General features: G+C 68.6%; 14 protein-coding genes. 9 read left to right on the forward strand and 5 right to left on the reverse strand.

Going from position 1 to position 17,214, the window contains the following annotated elements:
- Positions 1-106 precede the first annotated feature (106 nt).
- From EJO71_RS26595 to EJO71_RS26610, 4 genes are all read right to left on the reverse strand, one after another.
- Positions 107-1,279, reverse strand: coding sequence for an ABC transporter substrate-binding protein (locus EJO71_RS26595; protein ID WP_125951654.1), 1,173 nt, complete (start codon positions 1,277-1,279; stop codon positions 107-109).
- Between the two features lie 165 nt (positions 1,280-1,444).
- Positions 1,445-2,431, reverse strand: coding sequence for a PDR/VanB family oxidoreductase (locus EJO71_RS26600; RefSeq protein ID WP_125951655.1), 987 nt, complete (start codon positions 2,429-2,431; stop codon positions 1,445-1,447).
- Between the two features lie 32 nt (positions 2,432-2,463).
- Positions 2,464-3,240 (reverse strand): GntR family transcriptional regulator, encoded by a 777-nt coding sequence (locus EJO71_RS26605; protein ID WP_171022524.1) that lies wholly within the window; start codon positions 3,238-3,240, stop codon positions 2,464-2,466.
- Positions 3,237-4,343, reverse strand: coding sequence for an aromatic ring-hydroxylating dioxygenase subunit alpha (locus EJO71_RS26610; protein ID WP_125951656.1), 1,107 nt, complete (start codon positions 4,341-4,343; stop codon positions 3,237-3,239). Before EJO71_RS26610 ends, EJO71_RS26605 begins: the two co-directional genes overlap by 4 nt.
- A gap of 147 nt (positions 4,344-4,490) precedes the next feature.
- Between EJO71_RS26610 and EJO71_RS26615 the strand changes: the two genes are divergently transcribed.
- The 3 genes from EJO71_RS26615 to EJO71_RS26625 are packed head-to-tail and all read left to right on the forward strand — an operon-like array spanning position 4,491 to position 7,732.
- Positions 4,491-5,612, forward strand: coding sequence for a 5-methyltetrahydropteroyltriglutamate--homocysteine S-methyltransferase (locus tag EJO71_RS26615; RefSeq protein WP_125951657.1), 1,122 nt, complete (start codon positions 4,491-4,493; stop codon positions 5,610-5,612).
- A 28-nt stretch (positions 5,613-5,640) separates the two neighbouring features.
- Positions 5,641-6,306, forward strand: coding sequence for a glutathione S-transferase family protein (locus EJO71_RS26620; protein ID WP_125951658.1), 666 nt, complete (start codon positions 5,641-5,643; stop codon positions 6,304-6,306).
- Positions 6,307-6,352: 46 nt separating this feature from the next.
- Entirely contained in the window at positions 6,353-7,732 is a 1,380-nt protein-coding gene (locus EJO71_RS26625; protein WP_125951659.1) for a phospholipase D-like domain-containing protein, read from the forward strand.
- On the opposite strand, the gene EJO71_RS26630 is transcribed toward EJO71_RS26625, so the two are convergent.
- Positions 7,710-8,381: a CerR family C-terminal domain-containing protein gene (locus tag EJO71_RS26630; protein WP_125951660.1), complete on the reverse strand. Its 672-nt coding sequence runs from the start codon at positions 8,379-8,381 to the stop codon at positions 7,710-7,712. The two genes, EJO71_RS26625 and EJO71_RS26630, sit on opposite strands and share 23 nt — an antisense overlap.
- A gap of 100 nt (positions 8,382-8,481) precedes the next feature.
- On the opposite strand from EJO71_RS26630, the gene EJO71_RS26635 reads away from it, so the two are divergent.
- The 6 genes from EJO71_RS26635 to EJO71_RS26660 all read left to right on the forward strand — a co-directional run bounded on the left by EJO71_RS26635 (position 8,482) and on the right by EJO71_RS26660 (position 17,069).
- Positions 8,482-9,510 carry an HlyD family efflux transporter periplasmic adaptor subunit gene (locus EJO71_RS26635; RefSeq protein ID WP_125951661.1) on the forward strand — a complete coding sequence of 343 codons (1,029 nt, stop codon included), beginning with the start codon at positions 8,482-8,484 and terminating at the stop codon, positions 9,508-9,510.
- Positions 9,510-11,291, forward strand: a complete 1,782-nt coding sequence (locus EJO71_RS26640; protein WP_125951662.1) for an ATP-binding cassette domain-containing protein — start codon at positions 9,510-9,512, stop codon at positions 11,289-11,291. Before EJO71_RS26635 ends, EJO71_RS26640 begins: the two co-directional genes overlap by 1 nt.
- Entirely contained in the window at positions 11,288-12,424 is a 1,137-nt protein-coding gene (locus EJO71_RS26645; protein WP_125951663.1) for an ABC transporter permease, read from the forward strand. Before EJO71_RS26640 ends, EJO71_RS26645 begins: the two co-directional genes overlap by 4 nt.
- Before the next feature lie 10 nt (positions 12,425-12,434).
- On the forward strand, positions 12,435-13,562 hold the full coding sequence (locus EJO71_RS26650) for an ABC transporter permease (protein WP_125951664.1): 1,128 nt from the start codon (positions 12,435-12,437) through the stop codon (positions 13,560-13,562).
- A gap of 15 nt (positions 13,563-13,577) precedes the next feature.
- Positions 13,578-15,116: an efflux transporter outer membrane subunit gene (locus EJO71_RS26655; protein ID WP_125951665.1), complete on the forward strand. Its 1,539-nt coding sequence runs from the start codon at positions 13,578-13,580 to the stop codon at positions 15,114-15,116.
- Between the two features lie 282 nt (positions 15,117-15,398).
- The gene (locus tag EJO71_RS26660; RefSeq protein WP_240651524.1) at positions 15,399-17,069 is read left to right on the forward strand and encodes an Ig-like domain-containing protein; all 1,671 of its coding nucleotides are present in this window, start codon (positions 15,399-15,401) and stop codon (positions 17,067-17,069) included.
- The last annotated feature ends 145 nt before the right edge of the window (positions 17,070-17,214 follow it).

Consider the following 17,214-nt stretch of genomic DNA (forward strand, 5'->3'; position numbering starts at 1 on the left):
CGCGAAACACCGAGGAACCGGCTTTGCCGGGCCTCAGGTGTTGCCCCCAGAAGGGGGTTGGCGAAGCGACACGAAGTGCGCGCAGCCTGGGGGCGAGCTATTTTTTTTATTTTGCTTTGCCCGGGTCCTTCACGCCCTTGATCACATCGAACTCGACGTTGTAGAGCTGCCCGTCCTTCTTCTCGACCTTGCGCAGGTACACGTCCTGCACGATGTCGCGCGTCTGCGCATCGATCAGCACCGGGCCGCGCGGGCTCTCGAAGACCTGGCCCTTCATGGCCGCCAGCAGCGCCTCGCCGCCGCCCTGGCCCTTGGTGGTCTTGAGCGCCTCGTAGATCACGCGCATGCCGTCATAGCCGCCCACGGCCATGAAGTTGGGGCGCATCTTGGGGTTGGCCTTCTCGAAGGCCTCGACGAACTTCTTGTTCATCGCCGAGGGGTGCGCCGCCGAGTAGTGGTGCGAGGTGACCACGCCCAGCGCGCCGTCGCCCATGTCGTTGAGCTGGTCGTCGTCGGTCACGTCGCCGGTGGCGATCATCTTGATGCCGGCCTTGTCCATGCCGCGCTCGAGGAACTGCTTCATCACCGCGGCGCCCGCGCCCGAGGGCACGAAGACGAACAGCGCGTCGGGCTTCACGTCGCGCACCTTCTGCAGGAAGGGAGCGAAGTCGGGGTTGCGCAGCGGCACGCGCAGCTTGTCGAGCACCTTGCCGCCGTTGAGCTGGAAGCGCTCGGTGAAGAACTTCTCGGCGTCGTTGCCCGGGCCGTAGTCGGCCACCAGCGTGACGACCGTCTTCACGCCGTTCTTCGGCGCCCAGTCGCCCATGGCGACCGACACCTGCGGCAGCGTGAAGCTCGAACGGATGATGTAGGGCGATGCCTCGGTGATGCTCGACGTGGCGGCAGCCATCACGACCTCGGGCGTCTTCGACTGGGTGGCGATGGGCGCCACCGCAAGGGCCAGCGGCGTCAGGCCGAAGCCGGCCAGCACGTTGACCTTGTCGTTCACCACCAGCTCCTGCGCGAGGCGCTTGGTCACGTCGGGCAGGCCGGTGTCGTCCTTGACGATCAGCTCCACCTTCTTGCCGGCCACGGTGTCGCCGTTCTGGGCCATGTACAGGCGCGCGGCGGCTTCGATCTGGCGGCCCGTGGAGGCCGACTGGCCCGTCATCGGAAGGATCAGGCCGATCTTGAACTTGTTGTCCTGGGCGCTGGCCAGCGACATCGAAAGCGCAAGTGCCGACAGCGCGGCGGTCTGGATGAGATGGCGTCTTTGCATGTTTTTCCTTTGAGGGGCGGAACGCGAACCGGGGCTATTTTGAACACTTTGCAACATCCGGCGGAGCAGGCAATCACCTAGCCAGCCACCGTCGTTGACCTTTGTTGCGCGATTGACAAATTAACTGCGCGATCATCGCGCAAGGCGACCTTCGGACCGCGCGGGTCAGCTGTCGGCGCGGTACGCGGAGTCGAGCGTGAGCGTACCCACGGCGCGTGACACGCAGGCGCAGATGCGCGTGGTCGACTTCTTCTCGTGCTCGCTCAAGAACACGTCGCGGTGGTCGATCTCGCCGTCGACGGAGATCACGTCCATGGCGCACAGGCCGCACTCGCCGCGCTTGCAGTCGGAAAGCGTCTGCACACCGGCCGCGTCGAGCGCCTCGAGCAGCGTGCAGTCGGCCGGCACGGTGATGGCCAGGTCATGGCGCGGAATGCGCACCTGGAAAGACTGCGTGGCCAGCCGGCCGCTGCTGCCGAAGGTCTCGAAGCGAAGGTCCGCGATGGCACGGCCCGCCGCGTGCCACGCGCGCTTGACGGCTTCGAGCATCGGCACCGGGCCGCAGGTATAGAGCTGGCCGCCAGGCGGGAGCGCGGCGATGGCGGCGGCGAAGTCGATGGGCGCCGCGCCTTCGTGCGCCTCGACGCCTTCACCCAGCGCTTCGCGCAGATGCGGGAGGTAGCCGAACTCGTCCGCGTTGCGCGCGCCGTAGAGCATCTTCACCGGCACGCCGGTGCGCTTCGCGTGCGCGCCCAGGCGCTGCGCCATCAGTACCAGCGGCGTGATGCCAATGCCGCCGGCCACCAGCAGGTAGCCCGGCGCGGAGAGGTCGAGCGGAAAGTGGTTCTGGGGGGCGCTCACCTGCAGGCGGTCGCCCAGGGCCAGCCGCCACATCGCGAGCGAGCCACCACGGCCGTCGTCGAGGCGCTTGACGGCGATGCGCCAGCACTGGCCGTCGCCCTCGCCGACCAGCGAATACGAGCGGGTCTGCACCCTGCCCTGCGCCGTCATCACCTGCACTTGCAGGTGGGCGCCGGGTTCATGGGCGGCGGCGAATCCGCCCTCGGGGCGCAGCTCGAATTCGCGCACGGTGGGCGTGACGTCGCGCAGTGCGACGACCTGCGCCTGCATCCATTGAAGATCGCTTTTCATCGGGAGAACAACACGAAGGAGAAATGAAGAAATCAGCCGCGCCGGCGGATCAGCTGCACACCGGGCAGCGGGCGCTGCTCGGCAGTGGGCGTGCCATGCAAAGCCTCGCGCAGGTTGCGCCGCGCGATGCGGCTGTGCTCGCGCATCAGCGCCTCGGCGCGCGAGCCCTCGCCGGACTCGATGGCGTCGAGCACCTGCACATGCTGGTCCTGCGCGACCACGAGCATGTCGCGCGCGGCTGGCGAATTGGCCTGCACCACGACGAAACCCGAAGGCGAGGCAAACGGCAGGTTGATCACGCGCTCCAGCTGCTGCGCGATGACGGGGCTGCCCGCCATCTCGCACAGCAGCGCATGGAAGCGCTCGTTGTGCGTCACGTAGCGCGAGAAGGCCGCGTCGTCGAGCGCGGGCTCGCGCAGCAGCTCGTCGATGCGCTGCAGGCAGGCGCGCGCCTCGCGCAGTACCACCGGGGCTGCGCCGCGCTCGGCGGCGAGCCGGGCCACCAGGCCTTCGAGCGTGCCGCGCAGCTCGATGGCATCGGCCACGTCGCGCTCGGAAAAGGTACGCACCGCGTAGCCGCCGTTGGGCAGCGCCTCGAGAAGGCCTTCCTGTTCGAGCCGCATCAGCGCGGTACGCACCGGCGTGCGCGACACACCGAGCTGCTCGGAGATCGCCACCTCGGCAATGCGCGCGCCGCCGGGCAGCTCGCCCGCGAGGATCATCTCGCGCAGCCGCAGCTGCGCCTTCACGGCCTGCGAACTGCCGCTGTCGCCGGGCTCGGCGGCGTTGGACACTGCCGCGACCTTCACGCGGCCTCCTTCTCGGCTGGCAGGATCGGGATCGCTGCGCGCGCGGGCTTCTCCTTCTCGACCATGCGATCGATCAGCTTGCGCGCCCACATGGAGCCGGCGTCGATGTTGAGGTTGTAGAACTGGTGGTCGGGGTGCTCGTCGATGGCCTTCTGCTGCGCCTCGAGCACGAGCTCGTCTTCGCGGAAGATGCCCGACACGCCCTCGCGCAGCTCGTGCGTGAGGCGCTGCTCGCCCAGGCAGTAGTTGCGCGCGAAGGCCCAGAAGTAGAGACAGGTCTTGTCGGTCTCGGGCGTGATGGTGTTGAGCACGTAGCCGTTCACGCCCTTGCTGCGGTCGCCGGGGTTGCCGTTGCCCGGCACCGCGCCGCTACCCGCCTCGGCCACGCCGACGTCGATGTTCACGGTGCACGGGCCTTCGAAGCGGATGATCTGCCAGCGGTCGACCTTGCCCGTGTAGCCGCGCGCATGGCGGATCTGGCTGCCCCAGAACGGCGGCGGATCGATGTTCTCCATCCAGCGCGTGACGGTGGCCGAGCGGTCGCCGTGCGTGGCGACGAAGGGTGCCTCGGCGACTTCGCGATTGCCGATGGAGGAGCCGTGCACGAAGGTCTCGTGCGTCAAGTCCATGAGGTTGTCGACCACGAGGCGGTAGTCGCAGTTGACGCGGATCATCTTGCCGTCGCCGGCCCAGGCGGGGTCGTCGTTCCAGTGCATGTCGGGGATGAGCGCCGGGTCGGCCTTGGCCGGGTCGCCGGGCCAGATCCACACGAAGCGGTGCTTTTCCACTGCCGGAAAGCTGCGCACGCAAGCCGAGGGGTTCAGCGTTTCCTGGCTGGGCATGTGCGTACAGCGGCCCTGGCTGTTGTAGACGAGACCGTGATAGCCGCAGACCAGTTCGTCGCCCTCCAGGCGGCCCAGCGACAGCGGCATCAGCCGGTGCCAGCAGGCGTCTTCGAGCACGGCAACCTGCCCGTCGGTGCGGCGGAACAGCACCACTTTCTGGTTGCAGATGGTGCGCGGCAACAGGGCGTGGCGCACTTCGACGTCGTAGGCGGCTGCGTACCAGGCGTTCAGGGGAAAGGCTGTCGTGGGCGTTTTCATGAATACTCAATGTATACAGAAATCCTGAGAATTCCACCATTTAGCAGCCATTCGAGGGTAAACACCGAGATATCTGTATACAGGCATCGGTGTTTTGAAGGCGATACGATGTTCCGCTCATTCCCCAAGATCACGACGGAGTCATCCATGTCACAGCACGCCGCCTTGCCCGCCCGCTACGACCACGTGGGCAGTTTCCTGCGCCCCAAATACCTGCTCGAAGCCCGCGAGCAGAAGGCCAAGGGCGAGATCACGCCCGAGCAGCTTCGCCTCGTCGAGGACAAGGCGATCACCGAGATCGTCCGGTTCCAGGAAGACATCGGCCTGAAGAGCATCACGGACGGCGAGTTCCGCCGCACCTACTTCCACATCGACTTCCTCGACCAGCTCGGCGGCGTGAAGACCGACATTCCTGTCACCATCCGCAAGCCCGACGGCACCGAGGAACTCGCTCCGCCAGCGATGCGCGTGCTGGACAAGGTGCGCCACGTCAAGGACATCCAGCTCGCCGACTTCCAGTACCTCAAGAGCCAGGTCTCGGCCGGCCGCACGCCGAAGGTGACGATCCCCTCGCCGACCATGCTGCACTTCCGCGGCGGCCGCGCCGGCATCAGCAAGGAGGCCTACCCCGAGCTCGACCCGACCTTCTACGACGACGTGGCCAAGGCCTACGGCGACGAGCTGCGCTCGCTGGCCGCCGCCGGCTGCACCTACGTGCAGATGGACGACACCAACCTCGCCTACCTGTGCGACGAGCACATGCGCGAAGCCGCCCGCAAGCGCGGCGACGATCCGAACGAGCTGCCGCACCGTTATGCAGCCTTCATCAACAAGGTGGTGGCGCAGAAGCCGCCGGGCATGCTGCTGGCCATGCACCTGTGCCGCGGCAACTTCAAGAGCACGCACGCAGCTGCCGGCAACTACGAGCCCGTTGCCGAGGCGCTGCTCAAGGAGATGGACCTCGACGCCTACTTCATGGAATACGACGACGCCCGCTCGGGCGACTTCAAGCCGCTGCGCTACCTGCCCAAGGGCAAGACCGTGGTGCTCGGCCTCGTGACCACCAAGTTCGGCGAGATGGAAGACAAGGACGAACTCAAGCGCCGCATCGAGGAAGCGAGCAAGTACGCCTCGCTCGACCAGCTCGCGCTGTCGCCGCAGTGCGGCTTCTCCAGCACCGTGCACGGCAACAACATCGCGGTGGAAGCGCAGCGCAACAAGCTGCGCCTGGTGGTCGAGACGGCGCAGGAGGTCTGGGGCTCGACCTGAAGCGCCATTTCTGGTGAAGTCGGGGACCATGACGACTCACATCTACTCCGGTCCCCTCAGCATGTTCGGCGCCAAGGTCGAGATCGCGGCACGCGAGAAAGGCGTGCCCTTCGAACTGGTCATGGTGCCTTTCATCGAAGGCGACGCCTACGAGCCCAAGCACCCCGAGGTGCTTCGGGTCAACCCGGTCAAGCAGCAGGTGCCCGTGCTGGTCGACGACGAGGTGTCGCTCTTCGACTCGACGCAGATCTTCGAGTACCTGGAAGACCGCTATCCCAGCCCCGCGCTGTGGCCCGCGGGCATTGCCGACCGGGCGCGCGCCCGGCAGCTGGAGCAGAAGTCCGACGAGGTCTTCTTCCCTAACGTCATCAAGCTCTTCGGCCTGCAGGAGGCCATGCAGAGCGCCCCCGCGATCGCAGCCTGCGCCGGTTGCGCGCGCTTCTACGACGACATGGAAGGCCTGCTCGCCACGCGCGAGTACATCGCCGGCCCCTACTCCTTCGCCGACATCGCCTTCTACATGGCCTGCGTGTTCGCCGACCGCAAGGGTGCCGGCATGACCGATGCCACCCCGCGCCTGCTGGCCTGGCGCACGCGCGTGGGCGACCGGCCCGCGGTGCGCGCGGTGGTCGATCCGATGATGCGGTTCCTGGCCTCGCAAGGGCGCGGCGTACCGGCCTTCCTGCAACGCTGAAGGGACACTGAAGGCACGGCGCGCAACGCTGAGGCATCATCGGTCCATGCCGACCCAAGAGTTCGACTGGCTGCCCTCGCCCTCGCAGCACTTTCTCGTCGTCACTTTCGCGCTGCTGGTCTACGTGCTGACCACGCGCGCGCGCCGCGAGCAGCGCGCCCCCACCACCGCCATCGCCTGGGTCATGGGGCTGGTGCTGATGCCCTACTTCATCCTGCCGATGTACCTGCTGTTCGGCCAGCGCAAGCTGCGCCCGGCGGGGTCGCCCCGGCCACCGCGCTCGGTGCCGCCGGGCCACTGGGCCGCCGACCTGATCGAGAGCTTCGGCCTCGCGCCGCCGGGGCGCTGCGCGATCCGCATGCATGCCGACGGCGAGGCCGCGCGCGAGGCGCTGTGGGAGGTGATCGACGGCGCGCGCGAGCGCATCGACGTGTGCACCTTCATCATCGGCGACGATGCGCTCGGGCATGCGGTGCTCGACCGGCTGGCCCAGCGCGCGCGCGAGGGCATCAAGGTGCGGGTGCTGCTCGACGGCTTCGGCGCCCTCTCCTTGCCGCGCCATCACTTCGACCGGCTGCGTGCGGCGGGCGGCGAGGTGGCGGTGTTCCGCCCCTTCTTCAGCCTGCGCCGCATCGGCCCGCGCAACCTGCGCAACCACCGCAAGTTCACCATCGCCGACGACCGCTGGCTGTGGTCGGGCGGGCGCAACCTCGCGGGCGAATACTTCACCGGCAACGACAAGCATCCCGAGGCATGGCGCGATCTCTCGTTCGACCTGCGCGGCAGCGTGGCGGCCGCGGCGGCGCGGCAGTTCGATCACGACTGGACCTCGGTGCGCAGCCGCAAGGCCCGCGCGATCACTGCCGACGACGTACCCGCGGGCCCCGGCACGGCCATGGCCCAGTTCCTGCCGAGCGGCCCCGACCAGACCGAAGACACGGCGCACGCGCTGCTGATCGACGCCTGCTTCCGCGCGGAACATCGCATCCTGGCGATCACGCCCTACTTCGTGCCCGGCGACGGCCTGCGCGACGCCCTGCGGCTGGCCGCGCGGCGCGGCGTGCAGGTGACCATCGCGATGCCCGCGCAATCCAACCACCGCCTTGCAGACTTCGTACGCGCGCGCGCCATGCGCGACCTGGCACGCGCAGGCGTGAGCTTTCGCATGCTGCCCTTCATGGCGCATGCCAAGGCCGTGGTGGTGGACGACGAGCTCGCCATGTGCGGCTCGATCAACCTCGACCTGCGCAGCCTGCTACTGAACCACGAGGCGGCCGTGGTGTTCTACGGCCAGGGCGACATCGAATGGCTGGCCGAGTGGATCGAGACCACGGCCTCGGCCGGCGAGCCCTACCGCGCGCGCAGGCCAGGGTTGATGCGCGACGTGGCCGAGGGGCTGCTGCTCACCGTCGCTTTCCAGCTTTAGGCACAGCAGGCGGCTCGGCGGCCTTCGCCACCGCGTCGAGCCCCGCGAGCACGTAGCGCACGACTTCGTCTGCGAGCGCCTTCGTGTCCTTCAGCGCCGGCAGCACCTTGCTGCTCAGGTCCTTGGGCGCCACCGTCATCACGAGGCACGGCAGCACCGTGAGCAGCAGGCTGCGCTGCACCGACGGATGGTCGTCGGGCAGGCCCATGATCTCGCCGACGATGCCGCGCAGCAGCTTTGCCTTGGGCAACACCGCGCGCTGGATCAGCGCCGGCATGGCGGGCGACGGCGACAGCGCCTCGCGCAGCACCACGCGAAAGCCCCAGGGCGCCTTCGGCTGGGCGCTCATCTCGACCATGTGCGTGAGAAAGGCGCGCAGCTTCTGGCGCGGATCGGTCGACTCCAGCGACAGCGCCATCAGCTCGTCGAGGCTCACCAGCTGCTTGTGCGCCTCGACCAGCACCGCCTCGTAGAGCCCGTCGCGGCCGCCGAAGTGGTAGTTGATGGCGGCCATGTTGGTGCCCGCGCGGGTGCAGATTTCCTTGCTGGTGCTTTCCGCGAAGCCCTGCTCCGCGAACAGCCGCCCGGCCGTCTCGAGGATGTGCAGGCGCGTGGTGTTGCCGTCGGTGCGCGGAGTGCGGGTTGCCATGCCCCGAGGCTAACCCAAACAAAAAAATACTTCAAATTCAAATTTCAATTTGATAACATCACCACGACTTCCGAGCCGCAGCCCCGTCAGGACACACGCCATGAACAGGAAACCTCTCATTGCCATCGCCGTGGTGGCCGTCGTCGCGGCAGCCGGCGGCTGGTGGTACGCGAACCGCTCCGCCACGCCCTCCGACCAGCTCGTGCTGTACGGCAACGTCGACCTGCGCCAGGTCTCGCTGGCCTTCAACGCCAACGACCGCATCGCCGAGCTGACGGTGCGCGAAGGCGATCGCGTGCGTGCCGGGCAAGTACTGGGCCGGCTCGACACCCGCTCGCTGGTGCTGCGCGTGGCGCAGTCGCAGGCGCGCATCGGCGTGCAGGAACAGGCCCTGCTGCGCCTGAAGACCGGCAGCCGCCCCGAGGAAGTGGCACAGGCCAACGCCCAGGTGGCCGCCGCGCAGGCCGATGCCGAGCTGGCACAGCAGCAGCTCGCGCGCCTGCAGGCCATCGGCACAACCACGGCCGGCCGCGCCGTGAGCCAGCAGGACCTCGACAGCGCGCAGGCAAGGCGCAAGGTAGCGCTGGCGCAACTCGACAACGCGCGCAAGGCGCAGCAGCTCGTAGTGACCGGCCCGCGCAAGGAAGACATCGGGCAGGCGCAGGCCCAGCTCGAATCGGCCCGCGCCGAGCTCGCGCTCATGAACCACCAGCTCACCGAGGCCGAGCTCAAGGCGCCGATCAACGCGGTCGTGCGCGCGCGCCTGCTCGAGCCCGGCGACATGGCCTCGCCGCAACGCCCGGCCTTCACGCTCGCCATCACCGATCCCAAGTGGGTGCGTGCCTATGTGGCCGAGCCCGACCTCGGCCGCGTGCGCGCCGGGCAGGAAGCCCGCGTGAGCACCGACAGCCAGCCCGGCGAAGCCATCGCGGGCAAGGTCGGCTACATCTCGTCGGTGGCCGAGTTCACGCCCAAGACCGTGCAGACCGAGGAGCTGCGCAGCAGCCTGGTCTACGAAGTCCGTGTGATGGTCGACGACCCGCAGGACCGGCTGCGCCTCGGCATGCCGGCCACCGTGCGGCTGCAGCTGACGCCGCCACCCTCCTCTTCCTCTACCGGCAAGCCCTGATGACCGCCACCGGGCCGGCCGTGGCCGGACGCTCGCTGCACAAGCGCTTCGTGCCGAAGCCGCCGGCCGCGACCGTGCATGCGCTCGACGACGTATCGCTCGAAATCCCTGCCGGCACGCTCACCGCGCTGGTCGGCCCCGACGGTGCCGGCAAGACCACGCTGCTGCGCCTCATGGCCGGCCTGATGCGCGCCGACGAAGGCGAGCTGCGCGTGCTCGGCATCGACGTATCGGCCGACCCGCAGGCGGTGCAGGACCGCATCAGCTACATGCCCCAGCGCTTCGGCCTCTACGACGACCTGAGCGTGCAGGAGAACCTCGACCTGTATGCCGACCTGCACGGCGTGCCGCGCGACAAGCGGCGCGAGCGCTACGCACGGCTGATGGAGATGACCGACCTCGGCCGCTTCACCGATCGCCCGGCCGGCAAGCTCTCGGGCGGCATGAAGCAGAAGCTCGGGCTGGCCTGCACGCTGGTGCGATCGCCCGACCTGCTGCTGCTCGACGAGCCGACCGTCGGCGTCGACCCGCTCTCGCGCCGCGAGCTGTGGGAGATCGTGCAGCAGCTGGTGGACGAGGAGCAGCTCTCCGTGATCGTCAGCACCGCCTACCTCGACGAGGCAGAGCGCTGCAGCCATGTGTTCGTGCTGCATGGCGGCAAGCTGCTGGCGCAGGGTGCGCCCGGCGAGCTGCGCGACCGTGCGGACGGCCTGTGCTTCATCGCGACGCCGCCCGGCAACGAACCGCCACGGCTGCTGCAGGCCCGCCTGCTCGATGCGTGGCAGGACATCGTCGATGCGGTGCCGCAAGGCGGCGAGGTGCGGTTCATCCGCCGCGACGCATCGGACGCTGTGCGGCTCGACGCGTTGCTGGAAGGCGCGCGCACCGAGCCGGTCGCACCGCGCCTCGAAGACGGCTTCATGACGCTGCTGCGCGCGCAGCCATCGAACGACGGCAACGCCAGCCCGGCCGCCGCCATCGCGCCCCAGCAGAGCCCGGGCCAATCCGGAGAAGTAGTCATCGAAGTGAAGAACCTCGTTCGCCGCTTCGGCGATTTCGTCGCCGTGGCCAGCACCAGCTTCTCGGTACGGCGCGGAGAGATCTTCGGCCTGCTGGGCCCCAACGGCGCGGGCAAGACCACCACCTTCCGCATGCTGTGCGGCCTGCTGCCCGCCAGCGGTGGGCAACTGCGCGTAGCGGGCGTCGACCTTCGGCATGCCCGCGCGCAGGCGCGGCAGCGCATCGGCTACGTCTCGCAGAAGTTCGCGCTCTACGGCAACCTCACGGTGCGCGAGAACCTCTCGTTCTTCGGCGGCGCCTACGGCCTGCGCGGCGCGAAGCTGCGCGAGCGCATGGACACGGTGCTGCGCCAGTTCGACCTCGCCCACTCGCTCGACTCACCCAGCGGCCAGCTGCCCGGTGGCTACAAGCAGCGCCTGGCCATGGCCACGGGCCTGCTGCATGAGCCCGAGATCCTTTTCCTCGACGAGCCCACCAGCGGCGCCGACCCGCTCGCGCGCCGCGAGTTCTGGCGGCGCATCACGGCGCTGGCCGAAGGCGGCACCACCGTCGTCATCACCACGCACTTCATGGAAGAGGCCGAGTACTGCGACCGCATCGTGATCCAGGACGCAGGCAAGGTGCTGGCCATCGGCACGCCGCAGGAAGTGCGCGCACAGGCGCTCGGCGACGACAGGGAAAAGCGCATCGACATGGAGCAGGCCTTCATCGGCATCGTCGAGAAAGCACGGCAGGCAGACACGAAGCAGGTGGCGGCATGAACGGCTTCTGGTCCCGCCTGATCTCCCTCACGCGCAAGGAATTCCGCCAGCTCCTGCGCGACCGCAGCAACCTGGCCATCGGCATCCTGCTGCCGATGGTGCTGATCCTGATCTTCGGCTACGGCATGTCGCTCGACGTGAAGAACGCGCCCGTGGCGGTGGTGATGGAAGACGCCTCGCCCACTGCGCATGAGGCCGTCGCCGGGCTCGAGCTCTCGCCCACCATCGCGCCGGTGCTGCTGGGCTCGATGCACGACGCCGAGGAGCTGATGCGCGAGCGCAAGGTCGACGGCATCGTTCGCGTGCCTTCCGATTTCTCGCGCTCGCTCGCCGCGGGCAACGCACGCGTGCAGCTCATCGTGCATGGCTCGGACGCGGGGCGCGCGAGCATCATCCAGGCCTACGTGACGGGTGCGCTCATGCAATCGTCGGTGCGACGGCTCGACCGGGGCGGCAACAGCACCGGCGCCGATGCACCGCCCACCGGCGGCGTCACGGTCGAGCAGCGCATGTGGTTCAACGCCGCGAACACCAGCACCTGGTACCTGGTGCCGGGGCTCATCGTGCTCATCATGACGCTGGTGGGCGCCTTCCTCACCGCGCTGGTGATGGCGCGCGAATGGGAACGCGGCACGCTCGAGGCTCTCTTCGTCACGCCGGTGCGGCCGGTGGAGATCCTGCTGGCGAAGATCATTCCGTACTTCGCGGTCGGCATGCTGGGCCTTGCGCTGTGCCTGCTCTCGGCGCGCTACCTGTTCGCGGTGCCGATGTACGGCTCGCTCGTCGTGGTGGTGTTCGCCTCGATGCTCTACCTGATCGTGGCCGTGAGCCTGGGCCTCGTGATCTCGTCGGTCACGCGCAACCAGTTCCTTGCGAGCCAGGTGGCGCTGATCGCGACCTTCATGCCCTCGATGATGCTGTCGGGCTTTCTCTTCGACCTGCGCAACGTGCCCACCGCCGTGTGGGTGATCGGCCACCTGCTGCCGGCGACCTATTTCATGGACCTCATCAAGACACTGTTCCTCGCGGGCGACGTCTGGCCGCTGGTGTGGCGCAACTGCGCGATCCTGCTCGCGTACGCCGTGGGCCTGCTGCTGGTGGCCCGCGCGGTGACGCGAAAGAGCCTCGACTGAAAGCACGGCCATGAACGCCCTCATCGACTTCTTCCTTCGCGTGGCCAACCTCTGCCGCAAGGAGCTGCTGACCATCCTCAAGGACCCGGCCACGCGCGCCATCCTGGTCGCGCCGGCCATCATGCAGAGCCTGGTCTTCGGCTACGGCGCGACCTACGACCTCATCAACGTGCCCTATGCGCTGCTCGACCAGAGCCGCAACGGCGCGTCGACGGAGCTGATCGCGCACCTGGACAGCACGGGCGTGTTCCACCGCGTGGCCACGCTGCGCTCGCAGGCCGACATCCGCGAGGTGATCGACACCGAGAAGGCACTGCTCGTCATACAGATTCCCTCGAACTTCGAGCAGCAGCTCAGCGCGGGGCAGACGGCGGCCATCCAGCTGATCCTGGATGCGCGCAACTCCAACACCGCGGGCTCGGCGGCGGGCTACGTGAGCGCGGTGGTCGAGCGCTACAACGCCGAGCTGCGCACGCGCGCGGGCGCGCCGCCGCCTTCGCTGACCGTCGAATCGCGCGCGTGGTTCAACCCGAATCTCGAGACGCGCTGGAACCTGCTGCCCGGCATGATCGCCGCGCTCAGCATGCTGCAGACGCTGCTGCTCACGGCGCTTTCGGTGGCACGCGAACGCGAGCAAGGCACCTTCGACCAGCTGCTGGTGACGCCGATGTCGCCGCTCGAGATCATGATCGGCAAGGCGCTGCCGCCGGTGCTGGTGGGGCTGGTGCAGTCCTCGCTGATCCTTCTGGTGGCGCTCTTCTGGTTCGGCATTCCGATGGCGGGATCGCTCGCCACGCTCTACACCGGGCTCTTGTTCTTCACGGTCGCGAGCGTGGGTATCGGCCTGTCGATCTCCGCCGTGTCCGCCAACATGCAGCAGGCGATGCTCTACGCCTTCGTGCTGCTGATGCCGCTGATGCTGCTGTCGGGCCTGACCACGCCGGTGCGCAACATGCCGCACGCGCTGCAGGTGGCGACGCTGGCGAACCCGCTGCGCTTCGCCATCGACCTGGTGCAGCGCGTGTATCTCGAAGGCGTCGGGCTGGCCACGGTCTGGCACAACCTGATTCCGCTGGCCGTCATCGCCGCCATCACGCTGCCGCTGGCGGCTTGGCTGTTCCGCAATCGCCTTGTCTGAAAACGGGAGCACGTCATGTCCCATCCTCTTTCTTCTTCTCTTGCCTGCGCCACTGCGTCGCTCTCGCTCGCCTTCGTTCTTGCCGGCTGCGCCGTGGGGCCCGATCACAAGTCGCCTGAAGCTGGCGCCCCCGCCGACTGGTCGGCATGGCATGGCGGCTCGCCTGCGCTGCTCGGCGCGGAGCGACAGGGCTCGCCCGCCAGCGGCATCGCGTCGGGCGACTGGAAAGCCTTCGGCGACCCGGTGCTGGACCGTCTCGAAGCCATGGTGCTCGCCGGCAACCCCGACCTGCAGACTGCTGCCCTGCGCTTCGCGCAAAGCCGCGTGCAGCGCACCACCACGGCGGCGCAGCAGGGGCCACAGCTGAATGCGAGCGCGGGCGTCACCCGGCAGCGCCAGAGCGAGACCGGCGCCGCCACACGGATGATCGACGCGCTGGGCTCCTCGGTCTCCAACCGCGACCAGCTCATCCGCACGCTCAGCGAGCCCTACAACCTCTACCAGGCCGGCTTCGATGCCTCGTGGGAAATCGACCTGTGGGGCCGGGTGCGCCGCGCCATCGAGGCGGCCGATGCCGACGCGAGCGCATCGGCGTTGCTACTGCGGCAGGCCCGGCTCAGCGTGCAGGCCGAGCTGGCGCGCAACTACTTCGAGCTGCGCGGCACGCAGCGCGAGTTGCGCATCGCGCGCGCCGACAACGCGGCGGCGGCCGAATCGCTGGAGCTGGTGCAGGCGCGCGCCGATGGCGGCCTCGTCACTGATCTGGACCCGGCGCGCCAGCGCGCACTGCTCGCCGACCTGCGCGCTCGCATTCCCGCGTTGCTGCAGCAGGAAGCCGACGCGATGAATCGCATCACGCTGCTGGCCGGCGCCCCGCCGGGCACGCTGAACGCCGAACTGGCCGACATCGCAACCGGCGACGCGGCCGACGCCCCGGCGCTGCCCGCGCTCGCGCTGGGCCAGCCGGCCGAGCTCGCGCGCCGCCGCCCCGACATCGCGGCAGCCGAGGCGCAACTGCACGCAGCCACCGCGCGCATCGGCGTGGCCGTCGCCGATCTCTACCCGCGCGTGACGCTGGGTGCCGGCTTCGGCTACGAGTCGGTGGGCAGCAGCCGCTTCGGCGACTGGGGCAGCCGGCAATGGCAGATCGGCCCATCGATCAGCCTGCCGATCTTCGACGGCGGGCGTCGCCGCGGCACCGTCGAACTGCGCGAGCTGCAGCAGCAGGAAGCGGCCGTGGCCTTCCAGCAGACCGTGCTCAAGGCCTGGCACGAGATCGATTCCGCCCTCACCGCCTACGCCGCCGAACGCCAGCGCCAGGCCGAACTGGCCGAGCGCGAGCGCCGCAGCCGCGACGCGCTGGTACTCGCGGCTGCCCGCTACAAGGGCGGGCTCACCGACTTCGGCGTGGAACTCGACGCGCGCCGCACCTTGCTGCAGGCACGGCGCGACCAGGCGCAGAGCACGAGCCGGCTGGCGGTCAATCTCGTGGCGGTCTACAAGGCGCTGGGCGGCGAGGCTGTGGCGCCGGAAGCACAAATGCAACACAATTGAAACGAATTGAACATGCAGACTAAAATATCTACCGGTTTCGGGGATTGACAGGCTTGCCCAGCCACCGGTTCGCCATCGGAAGGGCTCGAACGGATCTCCCGGCACCCCCTGCGTAGCGGGGTAGCCCGCTTGGGCGCGGCCTCTCACGGGGCCGACCGAAGCGCCGTCCGTCCGAGTCCTGCGCCCCGGCCCCGGGGAAAACCGATGCGAGCTTTCTTCTCGCTGCGTGCCCTGGCAAATCTGGCGTTTGCGGTCCTACCAACGCTTTTCGCGTTGTCCGGAATGGCAACACCCGCCTTCGCCGCCATGGACGAAGTCGGCCGGGCCGCTCCCAGCACTCATCGCCTGAAGTTCATCGTCGACCCCGAGCTCGCCGCCGACATCGGTCCTGCCGAAGCCGCCCGCCGGCTCGCGCAGTACGTGGCCGACGTCAACACGGTGTTCACGCGCGAGACGGTGCGCAGCTTCGCCTTCGACCCCGCGGCCGACCTGCAGCTCACCCTGCCCTCCGCCGCGCCGCAGTGCAGCTACAACGGACTGGTGAACGGCGAAGTGGTGGTGTGCGTCTCGAAGTCCACCCGCGGCTACAGCCATGGCGGGCTTTCCACCAGTTGGACCTTTCCGCAGAAGGGCGTGGCCTGGAACCTGAACTGGATCGCCATCCACGACCCGCTGCGCCTGTCGCGCGCCCCCACGCCGGGCGCGCCCGAGTCCACAGAGAAGGACTACCTCGCCCGCCAGCTCAAGACCCTGATGCACGAGCTGGAGCATGTGTTCGGCGCCGGCGCGGGCGAGTACTACAACAGCATCGCCGTCACCGACACCACCGGCGTCGCGCCCGTCACCGACCTCGCACTGGCCAACGACGCCGACCGCTACTGGTGGACCCGCCAGCACTGGCGGCTCGACCCCCTGCTGGGCACCGTCTTCGAGCAGCGCCGGGACCCGGCCGCCAACCGCGTCGCCACGCTGGAGCTGATCCGCTTCACCGAAGGCACCAAGGCCAACATCAACACCGACTGGACCGACTGGCCCAAGCTCGGCAGCTCGAAATTCATGGCGGGCACCACCTCCACGCAGGTGCGCGTGACCGACCGCGAGACCGGCACCGCACTGCCCGGCGCGCAGGTGTCGGTATGGCGCAGCCCGGGAGCCGGCAAGCCGCTGGTGATGCTGGTGACGGGCGTGGCCGACGCCTCGGGCCGCTTCGTGTTCGACTGGGACTGCGGCTTCAGCTGCTTCGCCGTCGGCAAGACGACGCTGCTGGTCAAGGCGCGTGCCGCCAATCGCGCGCCGGGCGCGAGCTGGTTCACCATCTTCGATGCCTTCGAGCAGAAGGCGGTGCAGGGCCAGCCGATGTTCACCATCGATGTGACGCTCGGCAACGCCGACGCCACGCCGCCCACCGTCTCGCTGGCCGCGCCTTCCATGGCCACGGTGGGGCAACTCACCGTGATCGCGCCGGCCGTGGTGGACAACGCCGGCGTGTGGGGCGTCAAGGTGCTGGGCCGGGACAGCATTCCCATCTGCACCTTCACCGCCCCGCCCTACACCTGCAGCTGGACGCCGAGCGCCCCCGGTGTGCAGACGATCCGCGTGGTCGCGGTCGACGCGGCGGGCAACTCCGCGGTGGCCTCCGCCAACGTGATCGTCAATCCGCCTTCGGACACCCTGCCACCCGCTGTCGCGCTGTCTGCGCCGACGAGCGTTGCGGCCGGTGTGGCCGCGAGGCTTGCCGCGACGGCGTCCGACAACGTGGCCGTGGCCGAGCTGAAATTCATCGTCGACGGCAAGACGGCCTGCACGCTGCGCGCCGCGCCGTACGTGTGCGCGTGGACGCCGAAGCGGCCCGGCGCCGCAAACATCGAGGTGCGCGCGATGGACGCGGCGGGCAACGTCGCTTCCGCTTCGGCCAGCATGCGCATCGAAGGCCTGCGGCCCGAAGACTTCTGACCCGCCTGCCGCAATCCGTCTTGGATGACGTGACTTAGTGCCCAATAAACAGGCACTACCTACGTCGCGGGAAGGTACACGCCTACAGGTCTGAAATTTAAAATTGAGGCCTTCCTGGTTACAGGACTCTCGCATTCAGGAATGG

The organism is Variovorax sp. 679, assembly GCF_003952185.1.
Lineage (GTDB): Bacteria > Pseudomonadota > Gammaproteobacteria > Burkholderiales > Burkholderiaceae_C > Variovorax.